The organism is Flavobacterium qiangtangense (assembly GCF_042658345.1).
GTDB classification, from domain to species: domain Bacteria; phylum Bacteroidota; class Bacteroidia; order Flavobacteriales; family Flavobacteriaceae; genus Flavobacterium; species Flavobacterium qiangtangense.
Map to the genome: position 1 here is coordinate 33,555 of NZ_JBHSQB010000019.1, position 24,815 is coordinate 58,369.

The window sequence follows — 24,815 nt, forward strand, 5'->3', positions numbered from 1 at the left end:
GTCGATTTGATTGATTGTTGATGATTGAAACTCTTTTAGCTGATGAGACTATTAATTTTTGGTAATGGAACCCGAAGAATTTTTTTCAGATTCTACGTTTTTTGGATTTCCATAATAAGAAACAGAACCGCTTGAAGTTGCTTTTGCTTTAAGGCTTTCGGTGATGGTCAAAACAACTTCTGCAGAAGAACTCACTTCGACAATTGCATTTTTAACTGTCAACTCTCTTCCTTGAAAATCCGCTGAACTGCTTGCGGAAACATTTGTATTTTCTGCTGTACCTAATAAAATCGCTTCAGCGGAACTATTCACTTCCACGTTTAATTTTTTAGAAGAAACAGTGCTTTTTAAAGCTCCGCTTGACGAAACACTTAGGTTAATTTCGTCTGCTTTAATTTTACCCTTAAAATCCGCGCTGGAAGAAACTTCGATATTCGCCGTTTTTACCTCAATGCCATTCTTTAAAGCAATTGAACTCGAAGAACTTGCTTGAAAAGAATCTACTGATGGCGCGGAAACCCAGACTTTTAAAGTTTTGAAATTCCTATTCTTTTTCCCTTTTAAATTTTTAGAATCCACATAAATTTCCAACGTATTTCCCGAAACTTTTGTTACAATCGCTTGCAGTCTTTCAGCGTCATCGGCTTCTACTTTTACCGAAGTTTTTGAGTCTTGGGTAAAAACCAAATCAATGCTGGTGGAAACTTTTATTTTAGAAAAATTTGAAACATTTCTGTTTTCAGAAACTTGTGCGCTCGCCAAAACGGTAAATAAAAAAGTAACCGTGAAAATAATTAATCGTATCATATTTTTAAATTTAAGCGTTAACAAAAGCGTCCACATTTCTGCTGTTTATTTTTTCAGAAAGCACCATTCCGTCTTTCATAAAAATAGTTTTTTGCGAGAAGGAAGCATCATAATCAGAGTGCGTTACCATTAAAATTGTAGCTCCGTTCGCGTGCAAATCCGTCAATAATTCCATTACTTCGTTACCGTTTTTACTGTCCAAATTTCCGGTTGGTTCATCGGCGAGGATTATTTTTGGGTCGTTAATCAACGCTCTTGCTACTGCAACTCGCTGTTGTTGACCGCCGGAAAGTTGCTGTGGGAAATGTTTCAAACGATGCGAAATCGCCAAACGTTCTGCAATTGCTTCCACTTTTTTCTTTCTTTCAGAAGCATTCACATTGTTATAAATCAACGGCAATTCGATGTTGTCATACACAGAAAGTTCGTCAATCAGATTAAAATTTTGGAACACAAATCCGATGTTCTGCTTCCTAATTTTAGATTTTTCGTTTTCGTTTAAACCGTGAATTTCTTGGTTCAATAACTTATAACTTCCGCTTGAAACGTCGTCTAAAAGCCCAACGATATTCAGCAATGTCGATTTTCCGCATCCGGAAGCGCCCATAATCGTTACAAATTCGCCTTCGTTGATTTCCAACGAAATTTCGTTTAACGCTTTGGTTTCCAATTCTTCCGTTCTGAAAACTTTGGAAAGATTTTGAATTTTTATCATATTGATTTTTGATTGATTATTTGTTGATTTCCCAATTGACTTCAAATTTGCCTTTGGCATTTTCTCCAATGAAATACAGTCGGTATTTTTTTCCTTTTTCTAACGTGATGTCTTTAACCACAATGCAATCTTTAGATGTTTTGCAATAAAAATAGTCGTATTCTTGCTCGTCAATTAACTTCACTTCCAATTTGCCTTTTGAAATTGTGGAAACGGATTTAAAATTCACTTCAGCAGTCTGGTCTACCTCCAAAGTAACATAGCAAGCACCACTGAAAACAGCAAAAGAAGCCTTTGTAAAATCTTTTCCATTGGAATTATTCCACTTTTTGTCTTTGATTCCATCCACGAAAATTGTCCCTTCTGACTTAACATTTTGAGCATTCACACTCAAGGCACAAAAAAGCGCAAGTAGCATACTTTTCATATTATTGTAAATTTAAAATTTCTATGTTTTTATAATCTTTGTAACTCGATGTAATTACTTTTTCATCAGATTTCAGTCCTTCCAAAACTTCATAATAAAGTGGATTTTCTCTTCCTAATTTTATTTTTCTCCGAACCGCTTGATTTCCATTTACCACAAAAATCCATTCTCCGGCGGTATCTTGATTGAAGGAACCTTTTGAAAGTACGGTCGTTTTTGTTTTTTCTGAAAGTAAAAGTCTTACGCCAAAACTCAAACCTTGCCTTAAATCTAAATCTTTTGCTTCAACAAAATTCAATTCTACTTGAAATTTCCCCGTTTTTATCTCCGGAATCACTTTGGTAACTTCCACTTTAACTATTTGATTTTTATATTCAATTTCCCCTTTTTGACCCACAGAAATTTTCTCCAAATAAAATTCATCCACGTCAGCCATCAATTTATAGCCTTTCATCACGTCAATTTTTCCGATGCTTTCTCCTGCCAGATAATTTTTTCCTAAAATGGGTTCAAACGAAGAAAGTCGTCCCGCCAATGGCGCTGTAACTAAGAAATTTTTCTTGTTGCTTCGCAGAATTTCCAAGCTTTTTTGCATAATATTTTGCGACTGGTTGATTTGCGAAATCTGAATTGCGTTCGCTTGTTTTTCCTTTTGCACACTTTGCTGAATAATGTTTTTACGTTCCTTCTGGAATCTAAAATTCTCCTGCGTTTTTTCCCATTCGTTTTTAGAAAGTATTTCTTCCTTGAATAATTTTTGGTTCAAATCATACAGACTTTTGGCGTCTAAAAAATCATGTTCAATGGCAACCAAATCTTTCATCAAATTTAATTCCTGTGTTCTTAAATCTAATTTTGCCTTGTTCAAATTATTAATTTGTTCAATCATAGCCGTTTCTTGCGTCATATAACCCAGTTCCGTATTTGGGTTGTACAATCTTGCCAAAAACTGTCCTTTTTGTACAAAACTTCCGTTTTCGACAAAAATTTCCTGAATCGAACCGCCTTCCACAACGTTCAGCAACATCGAATTTAACGGTTCCACTTTGGCTTGAAAAACAATAAAATCTTCGAAATAATTATTTTCGACCGTTTTGATTGTGATTTCGTTTTTCTTCACATCCAAACTGCGCTTTTTCGTAACGGATGAAAAGACAAAATAGCCAGCCAATAAAAAAAGGGGCAAACCGATTATCAGGTATTTATTTTTTCTACTTTTACGAGGAACGACCGTGTCCATATTAAATTATTTGTAAGATTATTTAGCAATTTTGTGCCACAATTTTAAAATCTGCAAAGCCTTATATTTCAACGGATTTTAATTTCAAAAGAATTTCCAAGTGTCCGAAAATGAACACTTTTTGTCCGAAAATGAACAGTCAATGAAAAAAACGCAAGCCAATATTTTAGTGATTGATGACCAAGAAGACATTTTATTTGCTTCAAAAATGGTCTTGAAGAAACATTTCGAGAATATTTACACGCTGAACAATCCAAAAAACATTTTGAATTTGCTTTCTGAAAATCAAATTGACGTGGTTCTTTTAGATATGAATTACCGAATTGGTTTTGAAGACGGTCGCGAAGGAATTTATCTTTTGAAAGAAATCAAGACATTTTCACCCGAAACCAAAGTGATTTTGATGACTGCTTTTGGCAAAGTGGAAACCGCCGTTGAAGGCTTAAAATCCGGTGCTTTTGATTACATTTTAAAACCTTGGGACAATGAAAAATTGCTTTCTGTCGTAAAATCCGCGGTTGATGAATCTCGAAAAGAGAAGAAAAAAGCAGAGAAACTTCCAAAGACAGCATCGGTTTTTATTGGAGAATCTAATTCTATAAAACGCGCTTATTCTTTAGCCGAAAAAGTGGCCAAAACCGATGCAAACGTTTTGATTTTAGGCGAAAACGGAACCGGAAAATTTGTGCTTGCCAATTATATCCACCAAAATTCCAACCGAAATAACCAACCTTTCATCCACGTGGATTTGGGTTCTTTAAACGATACTATTTTTGAAAGCGAACTTTTTGGTTATGCGAAAGGTGCTTTTACGGATGCAAAAACCGATAATCCAGGACGTTTTGAATTGGCCAATAACGGAACTATTTTTTTAGATGAAATCGGAAATGTGCCATTGCATTTGCAGTCAAAATTATTGCAAGTCATCCAGAACAAATCGGTTACGCGCCTGGGCGAAGCCAAATCCAGACAGTTGAATGTCAGAATAATTACGGCTACAAATATTGATTTAAAACAGGAAGTTTCCGGGAAAAATTTCCGGGAAGATTTATATTACCGAATTAATACGATGGAAATTGTTTTGCCTTCGCTTCGGGAACGAAAAGAAGATATTATGCCATTGGCGAAATTTTTATTGGCCAAAATCATTGAAAAATACGAAAGAAACGAAATTACTTTTGGCACGGAAGCGTTGTCTCGAATCGAGAAACACGCCTGGAACGGAAATATCCGTGAGATGGAAAACCGAATCGAACGTGCCGTGATTTTGTGTGAAAACAATGCAATTACCGTTTCTGATTTGGATTTAGATTTTATCGAAAACAGAAATATTGAAGATTTGCAATTATCTGATATTGAAAAGTCTATGATTGGAAAAGTGTTGCAAAAACACAATTTTAATATCAGCAAATCGGCAGAGGAATTGGGACTTTCCAGAGCTTCTTTGTATCGACGCATGGAGAAATTTGATTTGAAAAATTAATTGGCCACGAATTCACGAATCAAATCTGAAAAAATTCGTGAATTCGTGGGAAAACTATTTATGAACAAAAAACATTACAACACTATCTTTTTCAGAATCTTCCTGATTTTAATTGGGATAACTTGTTGCGCTTTATTGTTTCAAAAAAGTCTGATTTACAGTTCTTTTTTCTTCGGATTGATTACGCTTTTTCTCTTGGTAGAAATTTATTTTTACATCAAAAACATCTTCCAATTTTACGACCGAACCATCAGCGCGATTTTAAGCAACGATTTTTCTGCTGATTTTTCGAAGCATTCTTCCTTTAAAAATTACCAATCGCTTTTTAAATTATATGATACTTTAAAAGGAAAACAGAACGAGCAAGTTTCAAAAGATTTGGTTTATCGTTCGATTTTAAACAACATTGAAACCGGCGTTTTGATTCTGCAAAAAGACCAAGACGGTTGGAATATCTTTCTCTTGAACGATTATTTTTCAAAGCATTTTCAGGTTCCAAAAGTTTCGAAATGGCATTATCTAAAAAATCAATTTCCAGCACTTTGCATCATTATTGAAGAGCGAAATTTTGAGGAAATCAAAACGACGTTGCAAGTCAGAATTGACAAGCAAGATTCGCAGACTTTTATTTTACAAACTTCAAAAACCAAAACTTTTGACCAAGAATATTATGTGATTTTATTGGATTCCATCCAAAAAGTTATTGAGAAAAAAGAAAAAGAAGCTTGGATAAATTTGATGAAAGTCATCTCGCACGAACTGATGAATTCGATTACGCCGATTCGTTCGCTGACGCAAAATTTGAATGATTTGATGCAACAAGAATCACTTTCAAAAGAAGATTTGGAAGACATCAAACAAAGCGTTTCAACCATAATCCATCGAAGCGACCATTTGCAAAACTTCGTAGAAAGCTATCGAAAATTAGCAATGCTTCCGACTCCCAATAAAGAAAAAATAGAACTAAATTCTTTGATTGAAAGTACTTTGCAAATAATGAATCCGTTATTTAAAAAGGAAAATATTAATGTGAAAAACACAATAGAATTTAACCGCTGGATTTTGGTCGACAAACTTCAGATGGAACAAGTTTTGATTAATTTATTGACGAACAGCATGTACGCGTTGGAAGAAAAACTAGAAAAAACAATTGAAATTTCTTCCGAAATAAAAAATAATAGAACGTTCATCACCATCTCAGATTCTGGAAGCGGAATTGATGCTGAAATCGAAGACAAAATCTTTCTTCCTTTTTTCACTACAAGAAAAGACGGCGCAGGAATTGGGCTGACTTTGTCAAAAAACATCATTGAAGCGCATGGAGGTTATTTGAATTATAAAAACGAAAATGACGGCACGAGTTTTATAATTTGCTTAATCTGATAATTTTTACAACAATATAATTATTCGTTCAGGAATATATCCTTCGAATAAAAGTCAAAATCGGAACTGCTTATATTTGAACCGTAGCTTTCAAAATAGCTTTTTTTAAAGTCTTGATTAAATTGGGAACGATTGATTGTTCCTTCAATTTCATTGGAGTAATATATATGACGATTATTCCTAAATTTGACTCTAATCTTGGTTTTAAAATCTCCTTTGTATTTTATTATTGAAAACGCCACATATTTTTTTGGTTCTAGAGCGCTTTGAAATCCTTTACCAGTTCCGCACATTTCGTATAAAAACGTAAATTCTATAGGTTTCCATTTTCCATCAATATCTTTTGCTTCTTGTATAAATTCTGAATTCATATAAGCCTCATTTTCAGAAAGATTATAAACCAAAAGTGGATAGCAGTTCACATTAGCTTCCTGTAGTTCAGTTCTCTTATCCAAATATTCAGTTAATATAGCGAATGACTTTTGCTGATCAATTTTCGTGGGGATTTTTCCATTTAGTCGCCCCTCTTGAATAACATTTTTTGGCCTTGGAACAAAATTATATACGTACCAATTATTAGATATAAAGTATGAAGTGTCAATGACTATTTTTAGATTGTATTTTGGAATGACGGAATCAAACGGAATTTTTTTTGATCTCACAGAATCAAACCTATGTCTTAATGTTTTTACTTTTAAATCTTCATCAAAATTAAATGCTAGTGGCATAAAACTTTCGATATTGAGCATTTCTTTACTATTAACTTGAATGCTATTTTTCACTTTGCTATCAATTAATTTCGGCAAACCGTTTTGTTTCCTTTCAGAACAAGAGAAAAAAAGTATAATTAAAAAAATGAGAAGTAATTTTTTCATGATAAAGATAGATTAATCTTTGCTATTCATCGGATCCCAAAAATGTTTCTCGAAATCCACAATCTGGTTATCTTCCACCTGAATTCCTTCGTTTTCTAAAAGCTGTTGCATCAAATTTGTTCCTTCAAAATGATGTTTTCCGCTTAAAAGTCCTTTTCTGTTTACAACTCTGTGTGCCGGAACATCTTCCATATTGCTGGAGCCATTCATCGCCCAACCCACCATTCTGGCAGAACCTCTTGAACCTAAATAATTTGCAATTGCGCCATAAGAAGTCACCTTCCCAAACGGAATCTGTCTTGCGACTTCATAAACTCTTTGGAAAAAATTTTCTTCTTTCATAAATAAGGATTATTGAACACAAATTTCTCAATTTTCACTGATTAAAAACAAGGCTACATTTGCGCAATTCAAATCTATAAAGATCTGCGTTTTAATTTCGAAGTATTTTAATCAAATTTACAATCGCCACCAAACCAGTAACCGAACCCAAGAAATAATTCATATTTCGCATCATCCAGTCTGTTTTGTGTTCGATTCTTTTAAAGAAAATAATATACAGATAAAATACCGCGAACGACCCGATAACCACGCCCATTACAAACATAAAATTGTTCAACGGAGCAAATTCAATATGGCCGTTATTTGCCAGCGTCACGCTTACAAATACAAAATACGGAATCGGGAAAAAGTTCAACGCCGAAAGCAACATTCCAAGAAAAAATCGACCAACTTTAGTTCTCACTTTAGTATCTTCGGCTTTAACTTTTGGCTTTTTTGCAATGAATAGAAAGAAAATAGTCAACAATGTAAAAACCACCAAGCCAATCTCTTGCAACATAAAAATCAAATCTGGACGACCGTTGATTAGTTTTGCAAAAGCGACGGCAATGTAAGTCTGGATAAAAATAATAACCAGCGCTCCGGCCACAAAAATCAAGGCTCTCGACCTTCCATCCCGAACGCTGATTTTGGCCGCTGTCATGTTAATCAACCCTGGAAGTGAAATTCCAATCGCCGACAAAAAAAGTCCCCATAACAGCGCCATCGCAATCGCCATATTATTTAATTTTAAACCTAATATACGTAATTGCCTTGTTTATTTCCAAATATTGTTTCTCATAAAACGTCTGAATCGTTGTCACTTCCTCCGGACTTCCTTCGTTTTTATACACGTTATGATTCGCATATAAAACCTCGTGGCCTTCGCCGTGAAGCAACCCAAGCGTGTAACCGTGCATAAATTCGCTATCGGTTTTTAAATTCATAACGCCGTCTGGTTTCAAGATTTTTTTATACAATTGCAAGAATTCAGAATTCGTCATTCTGTGTTTCGTGCGCTTGTATTTAATCTGCGGATCCGGAAACGTAATCCAAATTTCATCCACTTCATTCTCGGCAAAAATATAGTTGATTAGCTCAATCTGAGTTCTCACAAACGCCACATTATGCAAACCATCTTCCACGGCAGTCTTGGCGCCACGCCAAAAACGAGCTCCTTTGATATCAATCCCAACAAAGTTTTTCTCTGGATATTTCTCTGCCAAACCAACAGAATATTCGCCTTTTCCACAGCCCAATTCTAAGATAATCGGATTGTCATTTTTGAAAAAATCAGCATTCCATTTTCCTCTCAACGGAAATTCCCCGCCCACAACTTCTTCTCTCGTTGGTTGAAAAACGTTCTCAAACGTCGCGTTTTCCTTAAATCGCTTTAATTTATTTTTACTTCCCACGGCTAAATTTAAAATTTTGGTAAAATTAAGGAAATATATATGAACTGAATTACTTTTATCTTCGACGATGTTCTTTTTATTTGAAACGAATCGTTCGGGCATTTTCTGTTTTCACAATTCCCGCTGGTTGGTACTATCTTTTTTTCCGAAAAAAGAAAAAAAAGGATAGTCGCCACCATCGGGGTTATTTGAGAAAGGCCGTCGCATTTTTGGAAAGTTGGGGACCAATATTGTCGATATCCTAACAGGTTTTCAAAACCTGTTAGGATAAATTTCTCTCAAACTTAAAAAACAAAACCTAACCCGTTTCAAAAAACCTGTTAGAAAAATAAAAAACCTATTTTTAAACCCACAAAAGCATCAAAATTGGAAACTAAAAAGAAAAACATTCTTGTCGCACCTTTAAATTGGGGATTAGGTCACGCCACACGTTGCATCCCGATTATTGAAGCTCTAGAAAATAATGGTTACAATCCCATCATTGCTTCTGACGGCGTTGCTTTGCAAATGCTAAAAAAAGAATTTCCACATTTAAAATCGTTGGAGCTTCCTTCGTATCATATCGAATACGCCAAAAACGGCGCTTTCTTTAAGTGGAAAATGCTACTGAATGCACCAAAAATGCTTGAAGCCATTTATGAAGAGCGAAAAATAGTTAAAAACTGGATTAAAGAATTTGAACTGTCCGGAATCATTTCTGACAACCGACTTGGCGTTCATTCCAAAAAAATTCCTTCAGTTTTCATCACGCATCAGTTGAAAGTTTTGACCGGAAACACCACTTGGATTTCTAGCAAAATGCACCAGCAGATTATCAAAAAATTCAATCAATGTTGGGTTCCTGATGTGGAAACAAAACCAAACCTCACCGGAAAACTCGGCCATATTGATAATTCCATTAAAAACATAAAATACATCGGGCCATTGAGCCGATTGCATAAAAAACCAGTTGAACAGAAGTTTGACTTAATGGTTATACTTTCTGGCCCGGAACCGCAACGCACGATGCTGGAAGAAAAATTGCAAAACGAAATGCCTTTTTATGATGGAAACGTAATTTTCATCAAAGGAAAAATCGAACCGCAACAAAAAATAGAAGAAATCGGGAATGTGAAATATTACAATTTTATGAATACCGAAGAACTTGAAAATACGTTCAACGAAAGTGAAATTGTGCTTTGCCGTTCGGGTTACACCACGATTATGGATTTGGCACAATTAGGCAAAAAAGCCTTTTTTATTCCAACGCCTGGACAATATGAACAAGAATATTTGGCTAAAAAATTGAAAAAAGAAGGATTGGTTCCGTTTGCGAGGCAAAACGATTTTAAGATTGAAAACCTCAACCAAATCGAAATGTTTAAAGGTTTAAAAAACTTTGGAACTGATATAACTTGGAATAAATTATTTTGTCTTTTCGAGGGTAAATGAAAACTCTGAACCCTTGCCTACTTGGCTTTCGACGTAGATTTTTTCGTCGTGGGCTTCAATAATATGTTTCACGATAGAAAGTCCTAAACCAGAACCGCCTTCTGTTCTGGCGCCACTTTTATCGACACGATAAAAACGCTCAAAAAGCCTCGGAATGTGGTGTTTTTCGATTCCGTCGCCGTTGTCCATAATTCTGACGATGACTTTATTATTGACCAAATCTTCCACGCTGACTTCTGTGGTTCCATCTTCTTTGCCATATTTTATGGAGTTTACGACAAGATTTGTAACCACTTGCTGGATTTTGTCTTTGTCACCATAGACAAAAACCGGCTTTACATATTTGGCGTCAAACATCAGCAGAATATTCTTTTCTGACGCTTTCATTTCGAGCAAATCAAATACGTTTTGGATAACTTCTAAAATATCAAATCGGCTGTTAACCAAATTCAGTTCTCCAGCTTCTAATTTGGTTATCATATCCAAATCCTGAACGATGTAAATCAATCGTTCCACGCCGTTTTCAGCGCGCTGGAGGTATTTTTTTCGGATGGTTTTGTCTTTCATTCCCCCGTCTAAAAGCGTGGAAATATAACCTTGAACGGTAAAAAGCGGTGTTTTTAATTCGTGTGAAACGTTTCCGATGAATTCTCTTCGGTATTCTTCACGAACTTTTAAAGTTTCAATTTCAAGTTTTTTATCGGTAGCAAATTTCTTTACTTGCTTGGTCAAAGTCGCCATATCAGTGGTAATTGGCTGTGACCTGAAATTGGTAGATTCTAATAAAGAAACGTCGTCATAAATCTTTTTCACTCTTCTATAAATGAATCTTTCTACTCGATATTGTAATACGAAGAATGAAAAAATGGCAATAGAAAGTGCAAAAATCAAGCAAAATTCCCAAGAAAACGTAAAGAATATACTCGTTAAGATTGCTGCCAATCCTGTGGAGAAAAAGGTAATATACAGTGATGATTTTACCGCAAATCGATAGGTTTTCTTGAAACTTACAGCCATTAAACTTCTAATTTATATCCAACTCCTTTAATGGTTTTGAACAACTCTTCTCCGATTTTTTCTCTTAATTTTCTGATGTGAACGTCGATGGTTCTTCCGCCAACGATTACTTCGTTACCCCAAACTTTGTCTAAAATTTCTTCTCTTTTGAATACTTTTCCAGGTTTTGAAGCTAATAAATAGAATAATTCAAATTCTTTTCTTGGCAAGATAATTTCTTTTCCGTCTTGAACAATTTTATATTCTTCACGATTTACTTCGATGCCACCTACGTTTAAAGTTTCTGAGTTTTGCTCTTCTTCTTTTAATCTTCTTAATAAAGCTTTCACTTTGCTTACCAACAATTTTGGCTTGATTGGTTTGGTGATATAATCATCCGCGCCAGCGTCAAAACCGGCAACTTGAGAATAATCTTCGCTTCTTGCTGTTAAAAAAGTAATGATTACGTTGCTTAATTCTGGTAATTTTCTGATGTTTTCACACGCTTCCATTCCGTCCATTTCTGGCATCATTACGTCCATAATAATCAAGTGTGGCAATTCTTTTTTAGCCTTTTGAATCGCTTCCTTTCCGTTGCTGGCAGTAGAAATTTGATATCCTTCTTGTGTTAAGTTGTAACCTACAATTTCTAGGATGTCTTGCTCATCATCAACCAATAAAATCTTAATGTCTTTCTTTTTCATAATTAGGGAAAAGTTATGCGTTTAGCGGTTGTAAATGTAAATATAATACAAAAGGATTACATGTGTTTACGATAATTTAATGTGGTAACAATTTAGTAAACTTCAGGCAACTCAATAGTAACAAGCGAGTAACATCACCTTTACAGAGCAAGTGTTTCTTTGCACAAAATTAAAGAACACAACAACATGAAAATTAAATTTTTATTCATCGCCTTACTGCTTAGCACTCTTGGATTTGCACAAAGCAAAGGTACAATTTCTGGAGTCATTACAGATAAGGACTTGAATAACGAAACGCTTCCTTTTGCGACTGTAACAGTTAAAGGAACAACAAACACCGTTCAAACGGATCTTGACGGAAAATATACAATTGAAGTAAATGCCGGTGCACAAACCCTGGTTTTTGGTTTCCTTGGATATGATTCACAAGAAGAAAAAATCACAATTGCAGCTGGTGAAAAAAAGACGATCAATAAAGCCTTGAGTTCTGGAAGTGTAACTTTAGAAGATGTGGTTATTGAGTCGATTCAAAGTCGTGAAAAAGAAACTGCTCTTTTAATGGAACAGCAAAAAGCGGTAACTATCACGCAAAGTATCGGTGCACAAGAGTTGACACGAAAAGGTGTTAGCGACGCTGCCGCAGCAGTAACTAAAGTTACCGGAATTTCTCGTCAGGATGGAACGGCAGGAATCTTTGTTCGTGGACTTGGTGACCGTTATAACAGCACAACCTTTAATGGATTACCTTTGCCTTCAAACGAGCCTACAAATAAAAACGTTGCCTTAGATTTATTTTCTACGGATGTAATTCAGTCGGTTGGCGTTAGCAAAACATATTATCCAGATTCTTATGGAGATGTGGGCGGCGCAAACATCAATATCGTTTCTAAAGAACATACCGGAAAAGGGAAATTAAATATCGAAATTGGAAGCGGTTTGAACAACAACGCTTTTGGTTCTGATTTTAAAACTGCTGACGGAATTGAAAAGTCTGGTTTTTATAATGTAAGAAAGCCTAACAATATCAGCGTTTATCAATTTGAAAACAAATGGACTCCAAATTCTGAAAATCATCCGGTTGATGCTAACTTCGGAATTTCTGGAGGAAACAGTTTTGACATTGGAGAAAACGGAAGATTGAGCGTTTTTGGAACAGCTTCTTTTGAAAACGGATACAATTTGAAAAAAGGTTCTCAAAGAAATATTGGAAACACAAACGACAATATTATCGAGGATTTTTATAATGTTAACAAATATGAATATGTAACAAAATCAACTGGAATGTTGAATCTTGCTTACAAAATCAATTCTGGAAACTCAATTAAATGGAACAGCGTTTTTGTAAATTCTTCAAAAAGTGATGTAAATGAATTTAATTTCATCAACGAAAACGGATCAGACAGTTTTACAAGACAAACCGTTACTGAACAAAATAAATTGTTCTTGAACCAACTTTTAGGGAAAAACGAACTTTCTGAAAGATTGACTTTAAACTGGGGAGGTTCTTACGGAATTGTAAATTCTGACATGCCAGACAGAATCACAAATACTTTGGTTGAAAATAACGACGGATATATTTTCAATACAAACACGCAATCAACAAATAACAGGTATTTTCAAGCTTTAAAAGAAAATGAAGTTGCCGCGAAAGCGCAATTTGATTACAAACTTTTTAAAGGCGAAGGTGAAGATTATAAAGGAAAATTGACTTTTGGTTACAACGGAAGAATTAAATCTAGAGATTTTGAGGCAACTCAATTCAACTTTAGAGTTAACGGAACTGTTTTTACAACTCCAAATACAATTGACGATTTCTTGAACGCAGACAATCAAACTACATCAACAGTAAACAATACTTTTAGAATCTTGACTTCAAGAAACGCAGGAAATTTAAAACCGTTTACTTATAACGCTGACTTGAGCGTACATTCTGGATTAGCGAATTTTGAGTATTCTCCTTCAGAAAAACTGACTTATACAATTGGTGTTAGAGCTGAAAAAGTCTTGCAAGAAATGGAATGGGATACAAATATTTCACTGCCAAACGTAAACTTTGATGATGCAAAAATTGACGAATTGTATATTCTTCCGGTAGCGACATTAAAATATGCATTGAATGACAGACAAAATTTGAGAGTTGCGGCAAGCAAAACGTACACTTTGCCTCAATTTATTGAAAAAGCACCATTCCGTTTTGAAGTTGTTGGAGAAAGCACTGTTGGAAATGCATTCTTGAATCCTTCAGATAATTACAATTTTGATGTAAAATGGGAAATGTTTCCTGATAATGACGAATTAATTTCGGTAACTGGTTTCGGAAAATACATCATCGACCCAATCAGCAAAACAAGACTAAATTCTGCATTGAACGATAACACTTTTGTAAATGCTGGAGACAATGCATTTGTTGCAGGTATTGAATTTGAGATCAGAAAAAACCTTTGGAACGTGGAAGACAAATCTAATCTTTCTGCAGGTTTCAACTTTACATACATGTATTCTGAGCAAAAATTAGATTCAGAAAAAGTAGCCGAAGAAACAAACAATACGATCAGTGTAAGTTTCAACGATGCAAAAGATGGATTACAAGGAGCTTCACCGCTTTTATTAAATGCAGATTTGACATATAGAATTGAAGCAGGAACTTTTAAACCAACAATTTCATTGGTTGGAAATTATTTCCACGATAGAATTTATTCTCTTGGAAACATCCAAACCGGAGGAAATGTTATGGAAAAAGGAATCCCAACGCTGAACTTTATTTCAAGTGCTGCAATTGGTGACCGATTGAATATCAGCTTTAATGTGAAAAACCTTTTAGACAGCAAAATCGAGAGATATCAAGAAAATGCTGAAGGTGACACGACAACATATTCATACAAAACTGGGTTAGATTTCAGCTTAGGAATCAAATACAGCTTGTTCTAAAAATCAGTTGAAATACAAATTTATTAAAGCAGTCTTTCGGACTGCTTTTTTTTTGGCTTTTCAGTTTTAGAAACCTAGAAACCAGTAACATTAAATTTACAATTATTCTATTTTAAAATAAAGATTAGATAATCCTTAGATAACTTCTGATTAGGCAATACATTCCATATTTGCAGTACTAAATATAAACAACAAAATTACTTTAGAAAATGAAAAAATTAGTATTTAGCCTAGCTATTTTAGGTGCAATGGTTACAGGTTGTTCAAGTGACGACAACAACGACAACAATGGTCCAGTGGTTCCAGAGACAGGAGTTTTATCTGGAAACATTACTCAAGACATGACTTTAAATGCGGGAACACTTTATACATTAAGAGGTTCAACTTATGTTAAGCCAGGTGTTACTTTAACAATCCCTGCTGGAACAAGAATTGAAGCTGATACAGAATTTGAAGAAGTAGCTTTCTTAGGAGTTGAAAAAGGAGCAAAAATCATGGCTCAAGGTACAGCTGCAAACCCAATCGTTTTCACATCTAACGCTACAAATCCAGCACCACAAGACTGGGGCGGATTAGTAATCTGTGGAAATGCAGTTACAAACTTGGGTGTTAACGCTCAAGCGGAAGTTACAGGTTTGACTTATGGAGGAACAAATCCTGCTGATAACTCTGGAGTTCTTTCTCATATTATCGTAGAATATTCTGGAAACTTGATCAATGACGACGCTGAATTTAACGGAGTTACTTTTTATGCTGTTGGTTCAGGAACACAAGTAAATGATATCTTGGTTTACCAAGGTTCTGATGACGGATTTGAGTGGTTTGGTGGATCAGTAAACGCTACAAACCTTGCTGCAATTGGATGTCAAGATGACTCATTTGACTGGACTGAAGGATGGAACGGAACTGTAACTAACTTATATTCTGATCAATCTTCTGCAACAAATTTCTCTGCTGACAGCCGTGGAATTGAAGCTGATAACAGCGCTACAAACGCAACTTTGGCTCCAATCTCAAACCCAACTTTGACTAACGTAACACTTATCGGAAGAAACAATCCAAACGTTACTAAAGAAGCTGGAGCTTGGTTAAGAAGAGGAACTTATGCTACAATTTCTAACCTTTACATCAGCGGATTCACAAGTACAGTTTCTGGTTCAGGTTTTGGAATCAACTTTGACGGTGCAGAATCTCAAGCTTTCTTTACAGCTAACAAATTAAACAACGTTACCATTGCAAACGTAACAACTGTAAGTAACCTAACAGCTGGTTTTAACGCTACAACAACAGCAACTGGTGCAGGTGCAGGTGCAGCACAACCAACTTGGATGGATTGGATGGATCTATAATCTACAAGAAATAAAATGACAAAATGCCTTCCAATTCGGAGGGCATTTTTTTTGGTACAATAATTGAAATAATTTTTATATATTTACTATATCCAAATCTAGGCAATGACAAAAAATTACTTTTATACTATACTTTTTTTCCTCTTATTTTTTTCTGTAAGCCTTTCGGCCCAGGAAACAAAGACTTCCGCTAACGGAAAAATGCAGGAAACCACCATTGAAGGATTAAACTTTTACCCAAATCCTGTAAGCAATGGCAAGATTTTTATTTCCTCAAAATTATCATTATCAAAAGAAGTTGCGATTTATGACGTTTTAGGAAAAAAAGTACTTCAAGCCACAGTTTCTTCAAAAGAATTAAATGTTTCTTCACTTTCACCAGGGGTTTACATTATAAAAATCAAGGAAGGTGACGCAACTGCCACTAGAAAGCTAATTGTCAAATAGTTGTAAATCTGACAAAATTTCAGATTTAACCTAAAATTTACACAATAATTTTTGACTGACATAAATTGTTGCTATCTTTGCATTATATTTTTATAACAAAAAACAAAATAGAATATGAAAAAACTTTACACTTTATTATTTACCATTGCGTTAGGATCGGGTGCTTTTGCTCAAAATTTAGTAACAAATCCTACTTTTAACAATGGACTTACAGGTTGGACTGCAGGATTCCCTACTACTTATACTTTGCCAACCTTAGTTGCGACTGATGGTAGTGATGGTACAAATTCGGTTCAATATGTTGCTACAGCTACAACTGGATTTTATCAAGACGTTCCGGTTACTGCTGGACACAATTTAAGAATCTCTTTTTGGTACAAATCATCAGGTGATGATTCTGATGCAAGAATCTGGAGTAACTATAAAGACGCTGCTGGAACTGTTATTAATCAAACAACAAATGCTACTGATGACCCATTGAGAAACAACAATGGATATTTACCATCTTCTACTACATGGATCAAACATGAATTTACAGTTGTTGCTCCAGCAAACGTAACAATATTTACTTTTGCAGTTAGAGCTTATAACGGAGGTACAGTAAGTTTTGATCAATTTTCTGTCGAAGATTTATCATTAGGCGTAAAAGAAAACCAAATCGCTGGTTTAAACATTTACCCAAATCCAGTAACTAACGGAAAATTCTCTATCTCAACTAACGCTAACGCTGAGAAATCAGTAGTTATCTTTGACGTTTTAGGAAAACAAGTTGTTAAAACTACAGCTACTGAAACTGTTAACGTTTCAAACCTTAACGCTGGTGTTTACATCGTTAAAATCACTGAAGAAGGCAAAACTGCTACAAGAAAATTGATTATCAAATAATTAGTTTCCTCAATATTTTAAAAGCTCCAATTCACGTTGGAGCTTTTTTCTTTTTAACCCTTCCAGAGTTTAAAAATCTGGAAGGTTTTTTTAGTATTAATAATTATCTTTGTCACAAATAATTTCCTTTGATTTCACCAGCCGACATATTCAGCATTTCAAGCAGTAAGCAGTTCGAGAAAATTGCCTTAAAAGTATTTCGATTCCAATATGACAATAATGTCGTCTATCGTGAATTCTGCCAATACTTGAATGTAGAAAAACACGAAGTAAAATCATTGAAACAGATTCCGTTTCTGCCAATTCAATTTTTCAAAAGCCACGAAGTTTTATCTTCCGAAGAAAAAATACAAGAAACATTTACAAGTTCAGGAACTACCGGAATGACAACTTCCAGACACTTGGTTACCGATATTACTTTATACGAAGAAAGTTATAGAAAAGCATTTTCTGAGTTCTACGGAAACATTGAAGATTATGCCGTTTTAGCCTTGCTTCCATCTTATTTAGATCGTGAAGGCTCGTCGTTGATTTATATGGTTGACGATTTAATCAAATTATCAAACCATCCCGAAAGCGGTTTTTACCTGAACAATTATGATGAACTAATTCAAAAGCTAATCGAACTAGATTCATCTGGAGAAAACATAATTTTAATAGGAGTTACGTATGCTTTATTAGACCTAATCGAAAAGCGAAATTTTCAATTAAAAAACACAATAATCATGGAAACCGGCGGCATGAAAGGCCGAAGAAAAGAAATGATTCGAGAAGAGCTTCACGATTTGCTCTGCAAAGGTTTTGGAGTTGATGCCATCCATTCAGAATATGGAATGACAGAATTGCTTTCTCAAGCCTATTCTCTCGGTCACGGCGTCTTTGAATGCCCAAACTGGATGCAAATCTTAATCCGCGATACTGAAGACGCGTTAACTTACATAGAAAACGGAAAAACCGGTGGCATCAATGTGATCGATTTAGCCAACATTAATTCCTGTTCCTTCATCGCCACGCAAGATTTAGGCAAAAAAAAGCCCAACAGTTCTTTCGAAGTATTGGGCCGTTTTGATAATTCTGATATCCGAGGATGTAATTTGATGGTTCTTTAGTAAAATCGTAAATTTGTTTAATTGTTTATTCGCAAGCTTTACGATTAAACAACAAACAATTAACCGATTAAACCACTCTCAAAATAAAATAATTCTTCTTTCCGCTCTGCAATAACACAAACTCATTGTTAATCAAATCGTTCGCCGCTAACATAAAATCTTCCTTTATTTTTTCTCTGTTTACAGAAATTGAGTTAGCAGTTAATGCGCGTCTCGCTTCACCATTCGATTTAAAGAAACCAGATTTTTCATTCAAGACAGAAACGATATCAATTCCGTTTTCAAGATCTTCTCTAGAAATTTCCGCTTGTGGAACGCCATCAAAAACTTCTAAGAAAGTCGCTCCATCCAATTGTTTCAAATCATCAGCAGTTGCATTTCCAAACAAAATATTCGAAGCCTGAATCGCTTTTTCCAATTCTTCCTTCGAATGTACAAAAGTCGTAATCTCTTCTGCCAATTTACGTTGCAAAACTCTCAAATGCGGAGCCGTCTTGTGTTCTTCAATTAAAACTTCAATAGTTTCTTTATCCAAGAAAGTAAAAATTTTGATATATTTTTCAGCATCAACATCCGTCGTGTTTACCCAAAACTGGTAAAACTTATAAACCGAAGTTTTGTCAGCATCCAGCCAAATATTTCCACCTTCTGATTTCCCAAATTTTGAACCGTCAGCCTTCGTAATCAATGGCGTTGTCAAAGCAAATGCTTTTGAATTTTCGCCACCCATTCTGCGCACTAATTCCGTTCCAGTCGTAATATTTCCCCACTGGTCAGAACCGCCCATTTGCAAAAGACAATTGTGATTTTTATACAAATGATAGAAATCATAACCCTGAATCAATTGGTATGTAAATTCGGTAAAAGACATTCCATCGCCTTCACCACTGAAACGTTTTTTCACAGAATCCTTCGCCATCATATAATTCACCGTGATGCGCTTTCCCACCTCACGAGCAAAATCAATGAATGAAAATTCCTTCATCCAGTCATAGTTATTCACCATCACCGGCGCATTTTTATCCGTCGAATTAAAGTCTAAAAAACGAGAAAGCACACTTTTTATGCCTGCCACATTTTTCGCCAAAGTTTCTTCGTTCAGCAAGTTTCTGTCCTCAGATTTCCCAGATGGGTCGCCAATCATCCCAGTCGCACCGCCCACCAAGGCAATCGGCTGATGACCAAAATTCTTCAAATGAACCAGCAAAATAATCTGAACCATGCTTCCAATATGCAACGAATCAGCCGTTGGGTCAAAACCAATATACGCCGTCGTCACTTCCTTCAGCAATTGCTCTTCCGTCCCCGGCATACTGTCAGCATACAGCCCGCGCCACTTTAATTCTTCAACTAGATTCTTCATTTTTGTAAAATAATTTGCGCAAAGATAGTTTTAATTAGAAAATTGGGCAATTTGACAATTAGATAATTTGATAATTCAAAGCGACTATCTCCCCAAAAATTATTTGAAGCGAAACATCAGGCATTTTCAGCCATCGCAATTCCCGCTGGAGCCACTCGCTTCCCGATGAAAAATCGGGAGAGCTCAAACAATGGCACCATCGGGGCTATTTGAGAAACTTTTCGCATTTTTGTAAACTTCTGGACCAATCTCCGTCACCGTCATTGCGAGGAACGAAGTAATCACATAATCTATAACATTTGCCATCAAATTCTTTAAAACACAAATCCCTTAGTCGTATAATGTGATTGCCTCGTTCCTCGCAATGACAAAATAATTCGTTAATTTTCTAATTACCTTATCATCTAATTACCTTATTTTTGTAACTATGATTCTAGTCACAGGCGCCACCGGACTTGTAGGTTCCCACCTGCTTTTACACCTTCTTCAAAACGGAGAAGACGTTCGGGCGCTCTATAAAACGCAAGAAAACGTCCAAAAAACCAAAGCACTTTTTCAATGGAAAAACCAATCTGATTTATTCGAAAAGATAAACTGGATTCAAGGTTGCATTACCGAAATTCCGTCCCTTGAAATCGCTTTTGAAAATATAGATTACGTTTATCATTGCGCTACCGTGATTTCTTTCAATCCAGACGATGAAGAACAACTCCGTAAAGTAAATATTGAAGGAACCGCAAATATTGTCAATTTTTGCCTTGCTAAAAATGTAAAAAAACTTTGTTACGTCAGTTCCATCGCCGCACTTGGAGATTTGCAGGAACACGAAAACATCATCACTGAAGAAACTGAATGGAATCCTGAAAAACCCCACAGCGACTACGGAATCACAAAATATGGCGCTGAAATGGAAGTTTGGCGCGGCCAAGAAGAAGGCTTAAAAACCGTCATCATAAATCCAGGAATCATTCTCGGCCCAGGTTTCTGGAAAAACGGAAGTAGCGAAATTTTCTCCCGAATAAAAAAAGGACTGAAATATTACACCAAAGGCGCCACAGGTTTTACAACCGTAAACGATGTCGTTAAAATCATGATTTCGTTGATGAAAAGCGATATCGAAAAAGAACGGTTTACAATTGTTTCAGAAATCATTCCTTTTGAAAAATTATCTCGAACTATTGCAAAAGCTTTCGGTAAAAAAGAACCTTCGGTTTATTTGAATCCGCGGATGACAAGTATTGCCTGGCGATTAGATTGGATAATTTCTAAACTCTTTTTTCAGAAAAGAAAACTATCTCGCGCGACAGCAAAAGCAATGCACACGAAGTCCAATTTTGATAATTCTAAAATAAAAAATGCCCTCAATTTTAAATTTGAGAGCATTGATAATTATATTTCTGAGATTAAAAAAACTTACTGAACCTTTAATGTATCTGATTTTATAAGCTTCTTGTCATTTCTTTTCTGTTTTGCCAGCAATGTATCCACAGCTGCTTTATTTTTCACAATTCGATCGTTTACAGATTGATACAATTGGTCATATTCTTTAATACTTTTTGCCGCATAATATTGATTGCTTTTAGCAAATTGCAAACTGTCAATCTTATATTTTTTATAGATGTAAGTATTTGGATTAATGCTATTTGAATCTAAAACAGACTGGTTTGAATTTCGCATCGCCTGAAGAATCGACAAGTCATAAATGATGTCGATCATTTTATCTTCCGGAATCAGATTATCTGGTTTTTCAACACTATCACTTTGGCAACTTGCCAAAGATGAAAACACCACTAGAAACAAAAAATATTTTTTCATACCTGTATATTAACGGTCAAAAGTCAATCGTTTTCCAGCTCGAATGTCCTTAACTTTAAAGTTGTTATAAACCATTTCTCCGTTCACAAAAGTGTGCGTGATTCTTGATTTAAAAGTAAAACCTTCAAACGGAGACCAGCCACATTTGTAAAGAATATTTTCTTTTTTCACACTCCAAGGCAAGCCAGCGTCAACAATTACAACGTCAGCGTAATAACCTTCCTTAATAAAACCACGCTTTTCGATCTTGAAAAGTTTCGCAGGATTGTGTGCCATTTTTTCCACGATTTTCTCCACAGAAATTTTTCCTTGGTGAAAAGCCTCAAATAATGCCACAACTGCATGTTGCACTAACGGGCCTCCAGATGGTGCTGAAGTATATGGATTTTTCTTTTCTTCTAAAGTGTGAGGCGCGTGATCAGTTGCAATTACGTCAATTCTTCCGTCATTTAAGGCTTCCCAAAGCGCATCTTTATCTGCTTGAGTTTTTACCGCCGGATTCCATTTGATCAGCGTTCCTTTTTTGTCATAATCTTCGTTTGTAAACCAAAGGTGATGAATGCAAACTTCTGCCGTAATTTTCTTTTCTTCTAACGGAATTTTGTTCGTAAACAAGCTCATTTCCTTTGCCGTTGAAAGGTGAAAAACGTGCAATCTCGCTCCGGTTTTCTTTGCCAATTCAATTGCTTTTGAAGAAGATATATAACAAGCTTCTTCGCTTCTGATCAAATGGTGAAACTTCATCGGAATATCGTCGCCGTATTCTTCTTTATATTTGGCCAGATTATTTTTGATCGTTTCCTCATCTTCGCAATGAACCGAAATCAATAACGGAGTGCTTGAGAAAATTTTCTCTAAAACTTGTTCATTATCAACAAGCATATTTCCGGTTGATGAACCTAAAAACAACTTTAGTCCGGCAACAGTTTTTGGATCAACCTTTAAAATTTCTTCTAAATTATCATTGGTTCCGCCGAACATAAAAGAGTAATTTGCCATTGAGTTTTCGGCTGCAATTGCAAATTTTTCTTCCAATAATTCAACGGTAACAGTCTGCGGATTTGTGTTTGGCATTTCGATAAACGACGTAATGCCACCGGCAACCGCAGCTCTTGATTCAGATGCAATATCGCCTTTGTGCGTCAACCCGGGTTCACGAAAATGCACTTGATCATCAATCATTCCTGGAATTAAGTAATTTCCTTCGGCATTTATGATTTTTGTTGCTGATGATTTTGCGCTGATTGTTTCAGCAATTTCTACAATAAACTCGTTTTCAATTAAAACGTCTCCTTCAAAAATAGTTCCTTCATTGACTATTTTGGCATTCTTAATTAAAACACTTTTCATTTTCTTCTTAATTATTTTGTATGGGAAATTTATATGGGTATTATTCGACAAAGGTAATTACAAACTGCCAAACATTTTTTTAATTCTTAAAACAATTACACCAAAAATTGCTTCCTTAATAATAGAATTACTCATCTTTGATTGTCCTTTTGTTCTATCGGTAAATATGATTGGCACTTCCACTATTTTGAACTTTTTGGCATAAGTTCTGTATTTCATCTCAATCTGAAAGGCATAACCTATAAATTTGATTTTATCCAAGTTTATTTCTTGCAAAACTTTTCTTTTATAACAAACAAACCCTGCTGTGGTGTCTTGAATTTCCATTCCGGTAATCATTCTCACATAAACGGATGCAAAATAAGAAAGCAAAACTCGGCTTAACGGCCAGTTTACCACGTTTACTCCGGTCACATATCTTGACCCGATTGACATATCATAAATCCCAAAACGGCAGGCGTCATACAATTTTTCAAGATCATTTGGGTTATGCGAAAAATCAGCATCCATTTCAAAAATGTATTCATAATTTCTTTCCAAAGCCCACTTAAATCCATGTACGTAAGCGGTGCCAAGTCCGGATTTTTTTTCGCGATTTTCCATAAAAAGTCGGTCAGGAAATTCTTCCTGAAGCGCTTTTACTTTTGCTGCGGTGTGATCTGGGGAATTATCGTCAACAATCAAGATGTGAAACGGCTTTTGTAAAGAAAAGACTGTTCTGATGATACTTTCGATATTTTCAATTTCGTTATAAGTAGGAATTATAACAACGCCGTCGTTCATATTTGCATAATTTCAAGACAAAAGTAAACTTTTTACCGTTGTTGTTTCCTAATAAAATTATAATAATAAGAAGGTTGTTAAAAAAAATGGAGTCAGAAAAACGCCTTATAAATTTTTATGGCCCTAGCCCAGACATCGTGAAAAGCCTTTCTTTTCAAAAATTTATTTTTTCACGGCGCAAAAGAGCGACTTTAGAAGCTCCTTTTGTGGCGATGAAAAAAAGATTTTTGAAAGAAAGCTTGTAGCGAATGGCTGGATTAGCTTCTTAAAAAAAAGAAAATGAAAGCAATAAAAAATCACTAATTTTGCAGAATGTTAGAAATCGTTTTACAGCCAAGAATTTTAGAAAGCAAAGATTGGGCAACCGTTCTTTTTGTGCTTTCTTTTGTGCTTATAGCCGCGACTCGTGGGGTGTTTGAAACCCGTTTTGCTGACTTTTCAAAACTGATTTATAGCGATAAATATATTAAGATTTATCGTGACAGTGCGAATTTAATGAACTGGTTTACGATCGCGCTTTTTGTGGTTCAGGTGATTTCTTTTGCGTTTTTTATTCAGATTATACTTAGTTATTTTGGCTTTTCTTCAAAGACAGATTGGGTTCAATATATTCAAATTGTTACTTTGCTTGGTATTTTCATATTGTCTAAATACTTGATTGAAAAGATTATAGCAACTTCTTTTGACGTTGAAGAATTTAACGAACAATTCAATTTACAAAAGGTCAGCTACAGAACTTACATTGGATTGTGCATTTTGCCTCTTAACGTTATTTTGTTTTATAACGATACACCAATAGATTTCTTAATATATTTTCTTGTTGCTGCCATTTTATTAATAAACATACTTACTTACTTTATTTCATTGAAAATTTATCAAAATTTGATTTTGAGTAAGTTGTTTTATTTTATTTTGTATCTTTGCGCACTTGAAATAGCACCTTATTATTTCATGTATTATTGGTTTACAAAAAGGTAGCAAAAAAGAAA

Annotated in this window: 25 protein-coding genes; 10 read left to right on the forward strand and 15 right to left on the reverse strand. The window is 35.1% G+C overall.

What is annotated here, in order from left to right:
- Positions 1-51: 51 nt before the first annotated feature.
- Genes ACFPVY_RS16015 through ACFPVY_RS16030 form a run of 4 tightly spaced genes read right to left on the reverse strand, consistent with a single transcriptional unit; the run spans position 52 to position 3,069 of the window.
- Complete coding sequence (locus tag ACFPVY_RS16015) at positions 52-807, reverse strand: head GIN domain-containing protein (RefSeq protein WP_379793152.1); 756 nt, start codon at positions 805-807, stop codon at positions 52-54.
- A 10-nt stretch (positions 808-817) separates the two neighbouring features.
- Positions 818-1,522, reverse strand: coding sequence for an ABC transporter ATP-binding protein (locus ACFPVY_RS16020; protein ID WP_379793153.1), 705 nt, complete (start codon positions 1,520-1,522; stop codon positions 818-820).
- A gap of 16 nt (positions 1,523-1,538) precedes the next feature.
- Positions 1,539-1,949 (reverse strand): hypothetical protein, encoded by a 411-nt coding sequence (locus tag ACFPVY_RS16025; RefSeq protein WP_379793154.1) that lies wholly within the window; start codon positions 1,947-1,949, stop codon positions 1,539-1,541.
- A 1-nt stretch (position 1,950) separates the two neighbouring features.
- Complete coding sequence (locus tag ACFPVY_RS16030; protein ID WP_379793155.1) at positions 1,951-3,069, reverse strand: efflux RND transporter periplasmic adaptor subunit; 1,119 nt, start codon at positions 3,067-3,069, stop codon at positions 1,951-1,953.
- Between the two features lie 262 nt (positions 3,070-3,331).
- Here ACFPVY_RS16030 and ACFPVY_RS16035 point away from each other — a divergent pair, with 262 nt between their 5' ends.
- Together ACFPVY_RS16035 and ACFPVY_RS16040 are read left to right on the forward strand one after the other, a co-directional pair.
- A complete protein-coding gene (locus ACFPVY_RS16035) occupies positions 3,332-4,672 on the forward strand; it encodes a sigma-54-dependent transcriptional regulator (RefSeq protein ID WP_379793156.1) in 1,341 nt (446 codons plus the stop codon).
- Positions 4,673-4,732: 60 nt separating this feature from the next.
- The gene (locus ACFPVY_RS16040) at positions 4,733-6,055 is read left to right on the forward strand and encodes a sensor histidine kinase (RefSeq protein WP_379793157.1); all 1,323 of its coding nucleotides are present in this window, start codon (positions 4,733-4,735) and stop codon (positions 6,053-6,055) included.
- Between the two features lie 20 nt (positions 6,056-6,075).
- On the opposite strand, the gene ACFPVY_RS16045 is transcribed toward ACFPVY_RS16040, so the two are convergent.
- From ACFPVY_RS16045 to trmB, 4 genes are all read right to left on the reverse strand, one after another.
- Positions 6,076-6,930 (reverse strand): hypothetical protein, encoded by an 855-nt coding sequence (locus ACFPVY_RS16045; protein WP_379793158.1) that lies wholly within the window; start codon positions 6,928-6,930, stop codon positions 6,076-6,078.
- A gap of 12 nt (positions 6,931-6,942) precedes the next feature.
- On the reverse strand, positions 6,943-7,272 hold the full coding sequence (locus ACFPVY_RS16050) for an MGMT family protein (protein WP_379793159.1): 330 nt from the start codon (positions 7,270-7,272) through the stop codon (positions 6,943-6,945).
- A gap of 91 nt (positions 7,273-7,363) precedes the next feature.
- Positions 7,364-7,990: a LysE family transporter gene (locus ACFPVY_RS16055; RefSeq protein ID WP_379793160.1), complete on the reverse strand. Its 627-nt coding sequence runs from the start codon at positions 7,988-7,990 to the stop codon at positions 7,364-7,366.
- Position 7,991: 1 nt separating this feature from the next.
- Positions 7,992-8,666 (reverse strand): tRNA (guanosine(46)-N7)-methyltransferase TrmB, encoded by a 675-nt coding sequence (gene trmB, locus ACFPVY_RS16060; protein ID WP_379793185.1) that lies wholly within the window; start codon positions 8,664-8,666, stop codon positions 7,992-7,994.
- Between the two features lie 366 nt (positions 8,667-9,032).
- Between trmB and ACFPVY_RS16065 the strand changes: the two genes are divergently transcribed.
- Entirely contained in the window at positions 9,033-10,097 is a 1,065-nt protein-coding gene (locus ACFPVY_RS16065; protein ID WP_379793161.1) for a glycosyltransferase, read from the forward strand.
- On the opposite strand, the gene ACFPVY_RS16070 is transcribed toward ACFPVY_RS16065, so the two are convergent.
- Positions 10,071-11,114, reverse strand: coding sequence for a sensor histidine kinase (locus ACFPVY_RS16070; RefSeq protein WP_379793162.1), 1,044 nt, complete (start codon positions 11,112-11,114; stop codon positions 10,071-10,073). The genes ACFPVY_RS16065 and ACFPVY_RS16070 overlap by 27 nt on opposite strands.
- Complete coding sequence (locus ACFPVY_RS16075) at positions 11,114-11,797, reverse strand: response regulator transcription factor (RefSeq protein WP_379793163.1); 684 nt, start codon at positions 11,795-11,797, stop codon at positions 11,114-11,116. The genes ACFPVY_RS16070 and ACFPVY_RS16075 overlap by 1 nt, the downstream gene beginning before the upstream one ends.
- A 186-nt stretch (positions 11,798-11,983) precedes the next feature.
- On the opposite strand from ACFPVY_RS16075, the gene ACFPVY_RS16080 reads away from it, so the two are divergent.
- From ACFPVY_RS16080 to ACFPVY_RS16100, 5 genes are all read left to right on the forward strand, one after another.
- The gene (locus ACFPVY_RS16080) at positions 11,984-14,725 is read left to right on the forward strand and encodes a TonB-dependent receptor domain-containing protein (protein WP_379793164.1); all 2,742 of its coding nucleotides are present in this window, start codon (positions 11,984-11,986) and stop codon (positions 14,723-14,725) included.
- 209 nt (positions 14,726-14,934) lie between these two features.
- Complete coding sequence (locus ACFPVY_RS16085; RefSeq protein ID WP_379793165.1) at positions 14,935-16,074, forward strand: hypothetical protein; 1,140 nt, start codon at positions 14,935-14,937, stop codon at positions 16,072-16,074.
- 105 nt (positions 16,075-16,179) lie between these two features.
- Positions 16,180-16,521, forward strand: a complete 342-nt coding sequence (locus ACFPVY_RS16090) for a T9SS type A sorting domain-containing protein (RefSeq protein ID WP_379793166.1) — start codon at positions 16,180-16,182, stop codon at positions 16,519-16,521.
- A gap of 114 nt (positions 16,522-16,635) precedes the next feature.
- Positions 16,636-17,406 (forward strand): T9SS type A sorting domain-containing protein, encoded by a 771-nt coding sequence (locus ACFPVY_RS16095; RefSeq protein WP_379793167.1) that lies wholly within the window; start codon positions 16,636-16,638, stop codon positions 17,404-17,406.
- 128 nt (positions 17,407-17,534) lie between these two features.
- Positions 17,535-18,515, forward strand: coding sequence for a LuxE/PaaK family acyltransferase (locus tag ACFPVY_RS16100; RefSeq protein ID WP_379793168.1), 981 nt, complete (start codon positions 17,535-17,537; stop codon positions 18,513-18,515).
- Between the two features lie 67 nt (positions 18,516-18,582).
- On the opposite strand, the gene tyrS is transcribed toward ACFPVY_RS16100, so the two are convergent.
- Together tyrS and ACFPVY_RS16110 are read right to left on the reverse strand one after the other, a co-directional pair.
- Positions 18,583-19,878, reverse strand: a complete 1,296-nt coding sequence (gene tyrS / locus ACFPVY_RS16105) for a tyrosine--tRNA ligase (protein WP_379793169.1) — start codon at positions 19,876-19,878, stop codon at positions 18,583-18,585.
- A 183-nt stretch (positions 19,879-20,061) separates the two neighbouring features.
- Entirely contained in the window at positions 20,062-20,184 is a 123-nt protein-coding gene (locus ACFPVY_RS16110) for a hypothetical protein (protein WP_379793170.1), read from the reverse strand.
- A gap of 121 nt (positions 20,185-20,305) precedes the next feature.
- Here ACFPVY_RS16110 and ACFPVY_RS16115 point away from each other — a divergent pair, with 121 nt between their 5' ends.
- Positions 20,306-21,298, forward strand: coding sequence for an NAD-dependent epimerase/dehydratase family protein (locus tag ACFPVY_RS16115; protein WP_379793172.1), 993 nt, complete (start codon positions 20,306-20,308; stop codon positions 21,296-21,298).
- Here ACFPVY_RS16115 and ACFPVY_RS16120 read toward each other — a convergent pair.
- The 3 genes from ACFPVY_RS16120 to ACFPVY_RS16130 are packed head-to-tail and all read right to left on the reverse strand — an operon-like array spanning position 21,292 to position 23,826.
- Positions 21,292-21,693 (reverse strand): DUF4296 domain-containing protein, encoded by a 402-nt coding sequence (locus ACFPVY_RS16120; RefSeq protein ID WP_379793174.1) that lies wholly within the window; start codon positions 21,691-21,693, stop codon positions 21,292-21,294. The two genes, ACFPVY_RS16115 and ACFPVY_RS16120, sit on opposite strands and share 7 nt — an antisense overlap.
- 9 nt (positions 21,694-21,702) lie before the next feature.
- The gene (locus ACFPVY_RS16125) at positions 21,703-23,043 is read right to left on the reverse strand and encodes a dihydroorotase (protein WP_379793175.1); all 1,341 of its coding nucleotides are present in this window, start codon (positions 23,041-23,043) and stop codon (positions 21,703-21,705) included.
- Positions 23,044-23,100: 57 nt separating this feature from the next.
- Positions 23,101-23,826 carry a polyprenol monophosphomannose synthase gene (locus tag ACFPVY_RS16130; RefSeq protein WP_379793176.1) on the reverse strand — a complete coding sequence of 242 codons (726 nt, stop codon included), beginning with the start codon at positions 23,824-23,826 and terminating at the stop codon, positions 23,101-23,103.
- Positions 23,827-24,138: 312 nt separating this feature from the next.
- Between ACFPVY_RS16130 and ACFPVY_RS16135 the strand changes: the two genes are divergently transcribed.
- A complete protein-coding gene (locus tag ACFPVY_RS16135) occupies positions 24,139-24,804 on the forward strand; it encodes a DUF4271 domain-containing protein (protein ID WP_379793177.1) in 666 nt (221 codons plus the stop codon).
- The last annotated feature ends 11 nt before the right edge of the window (positions 24,805-24,815 follow it).

Excerpts from the sequence above, each read along its gene's own strand:
- ACFPVY_RS16015 (WP_379793152.1), bottom strand. The coding sequence starts at position 807 with ATGATACGATTAATTATTTTCACGGTTACTTTTTTATTTACCGTTTTG.
- ACFPVY_RS16020 (WP_379793153.1), bottom strand. The coding sequence starts at position 1,522 with ATGATAAAAATTCAAAATCTTTCCAAAGTTTTCAGAACGGAAGAATTG.
- ACFPVY_RS16025 (WP_379793154.1), bottom strand. The coding sequence starts at position 1,949 with ATGAAAAGTATGCTACTTGCGCTTTTTTGTGCCTTGAGTGTGAATGCT.
- ACFPVY_RS16035 (WP_379793156.1), top strand. The coding sequence starts at position 3,332 with ATGAAAAAAACGCAAGCCAATATTTTAGTGATTGATGACCAAGAAGAC.
- ACFPVY_RS16040 (WP_379793157.1), top strand. The coding sequence starts at position 4,733 with ATGAACAAAAAACATTACAACACTATCTTTTTCAGAATCTTCCTGATT.
- ACFPVY_RS16045 (WP_379793158.1), bottom strand. The coding sequence starts at position 6,930 with ATGAAAAAATTACTTCTCATTTTTTTAATTATACTTTTTTTCTCTTGT.
- ACFPVY_RS16050 (WP_379793159.1), bottom strand. The coding sequence starts at position 7,272 with ATGAAAGAAGAAAATTTTTTCCAAAGAGTTTATGAAGTCGCAAGACAG.
- ACFPVY_RS16055 (WP_379793160.1), bottom strand. The coding sequence starts at position 7,990 with ATGGCGATTGCGATGGCGCTGTTATGGGGACTTTTTTTGTCGGCGATT.
- ACFPVY_RS16070 (WP_379793162.1), bottom strand. The coding sequence starts at position 11,114 with ATGGCTGTAAGTTTCAAGAAAACCTATCGATTTGCGGTAAAATCATCA.
- ACFPVY_RS16075 (WP_379793163.1), bottom strand. The coding sequence starts at position 11,797 with ATGAAAAAGAAAGACATTAAGATTTTATTGGTTGATGATGAGCAAGAC.
- ACFPVY_RS16080 (WP_379793164.1), top strand. The coding sequence starts at position 11,984 with ATGAAAATTAAATTTTTATTCATCGCCTTACTGCTTAGCACTCTTGGA.
- ACFPVY_RS16085 (WP_379793165.1), top strand. The coding sequence starts at position 14,935 with ATGAAAAAATTAGTATTTAGCCTAGCTATTTTAGGTGCAATGGTTACA.
- ACFPVY_RS16090 (WP_379793166.1), top strand. The coding sequence starts at position 16,180 with ATGACAAAAAATTACTTTTATACTATACTTTTTTTCCTCTTATTTTTT.
- ACFPVY_RS16095 (WP_379793167.1), top strand. The coding sequence starts at position 16,636 with ATGAAAAAACTTTACACTTTATTATTTACCATTGCGTTAGGATCGGGT.
- tyrS (WP_379793169.1), bottom strand. The coding sequence starts at position 19,878 with ATGAAGAATCTAGTTGAAGAATTAAAGTGGCGCGGGCTGTATGCTGAC.
- ACFPVY_RS16110 (WP_379793170.1), bottom strand. The coding sequence starts at position 20,184 with ATGGCAAATGTTATAGATTATGTGATTACTTCGTTCCTCGCAATGACG.
- ACFPVY_RS16115 (WP_379793172.1), top strand. The coding sequence starts at position 20,306 with ATGATTCTAGTCACAGGCGCCACCGGACTTGTAGGTTCCCACCTGCTT.
- ACFPVY_RS16120 (WP_379793174.1), bottom strand. The coding sequence starts at position 21,693 with ATGAAAAAATATTTTTTGTTTCTAGTGGTGTTTTCATCTTTGGCAAGT.
- ACFPVY_RS16125 (WP_379793175.1), bottom strand. The coding sequence starts at position 23,043 with ATGAAAAGTGTTTTAATTAAGAATGCCAAAATAGTCAATGAAGGAACT.
- ACFPVY_RS16130 (WP_379793176.1), bottom strand. The coding sequence starts at position 23,826 with ATGAACGACGGCGTTGTTATAATTCCTACTTATAACGAAATTGAAAAT.
- ACFPVY_RS16135 (WP_379793177.1), top strand. The coding sequence starts at position 24,139 with ATGTTAGAAATCGTTTTACAGCCAAGAATTTTAGAAAGCAAAGATTGG.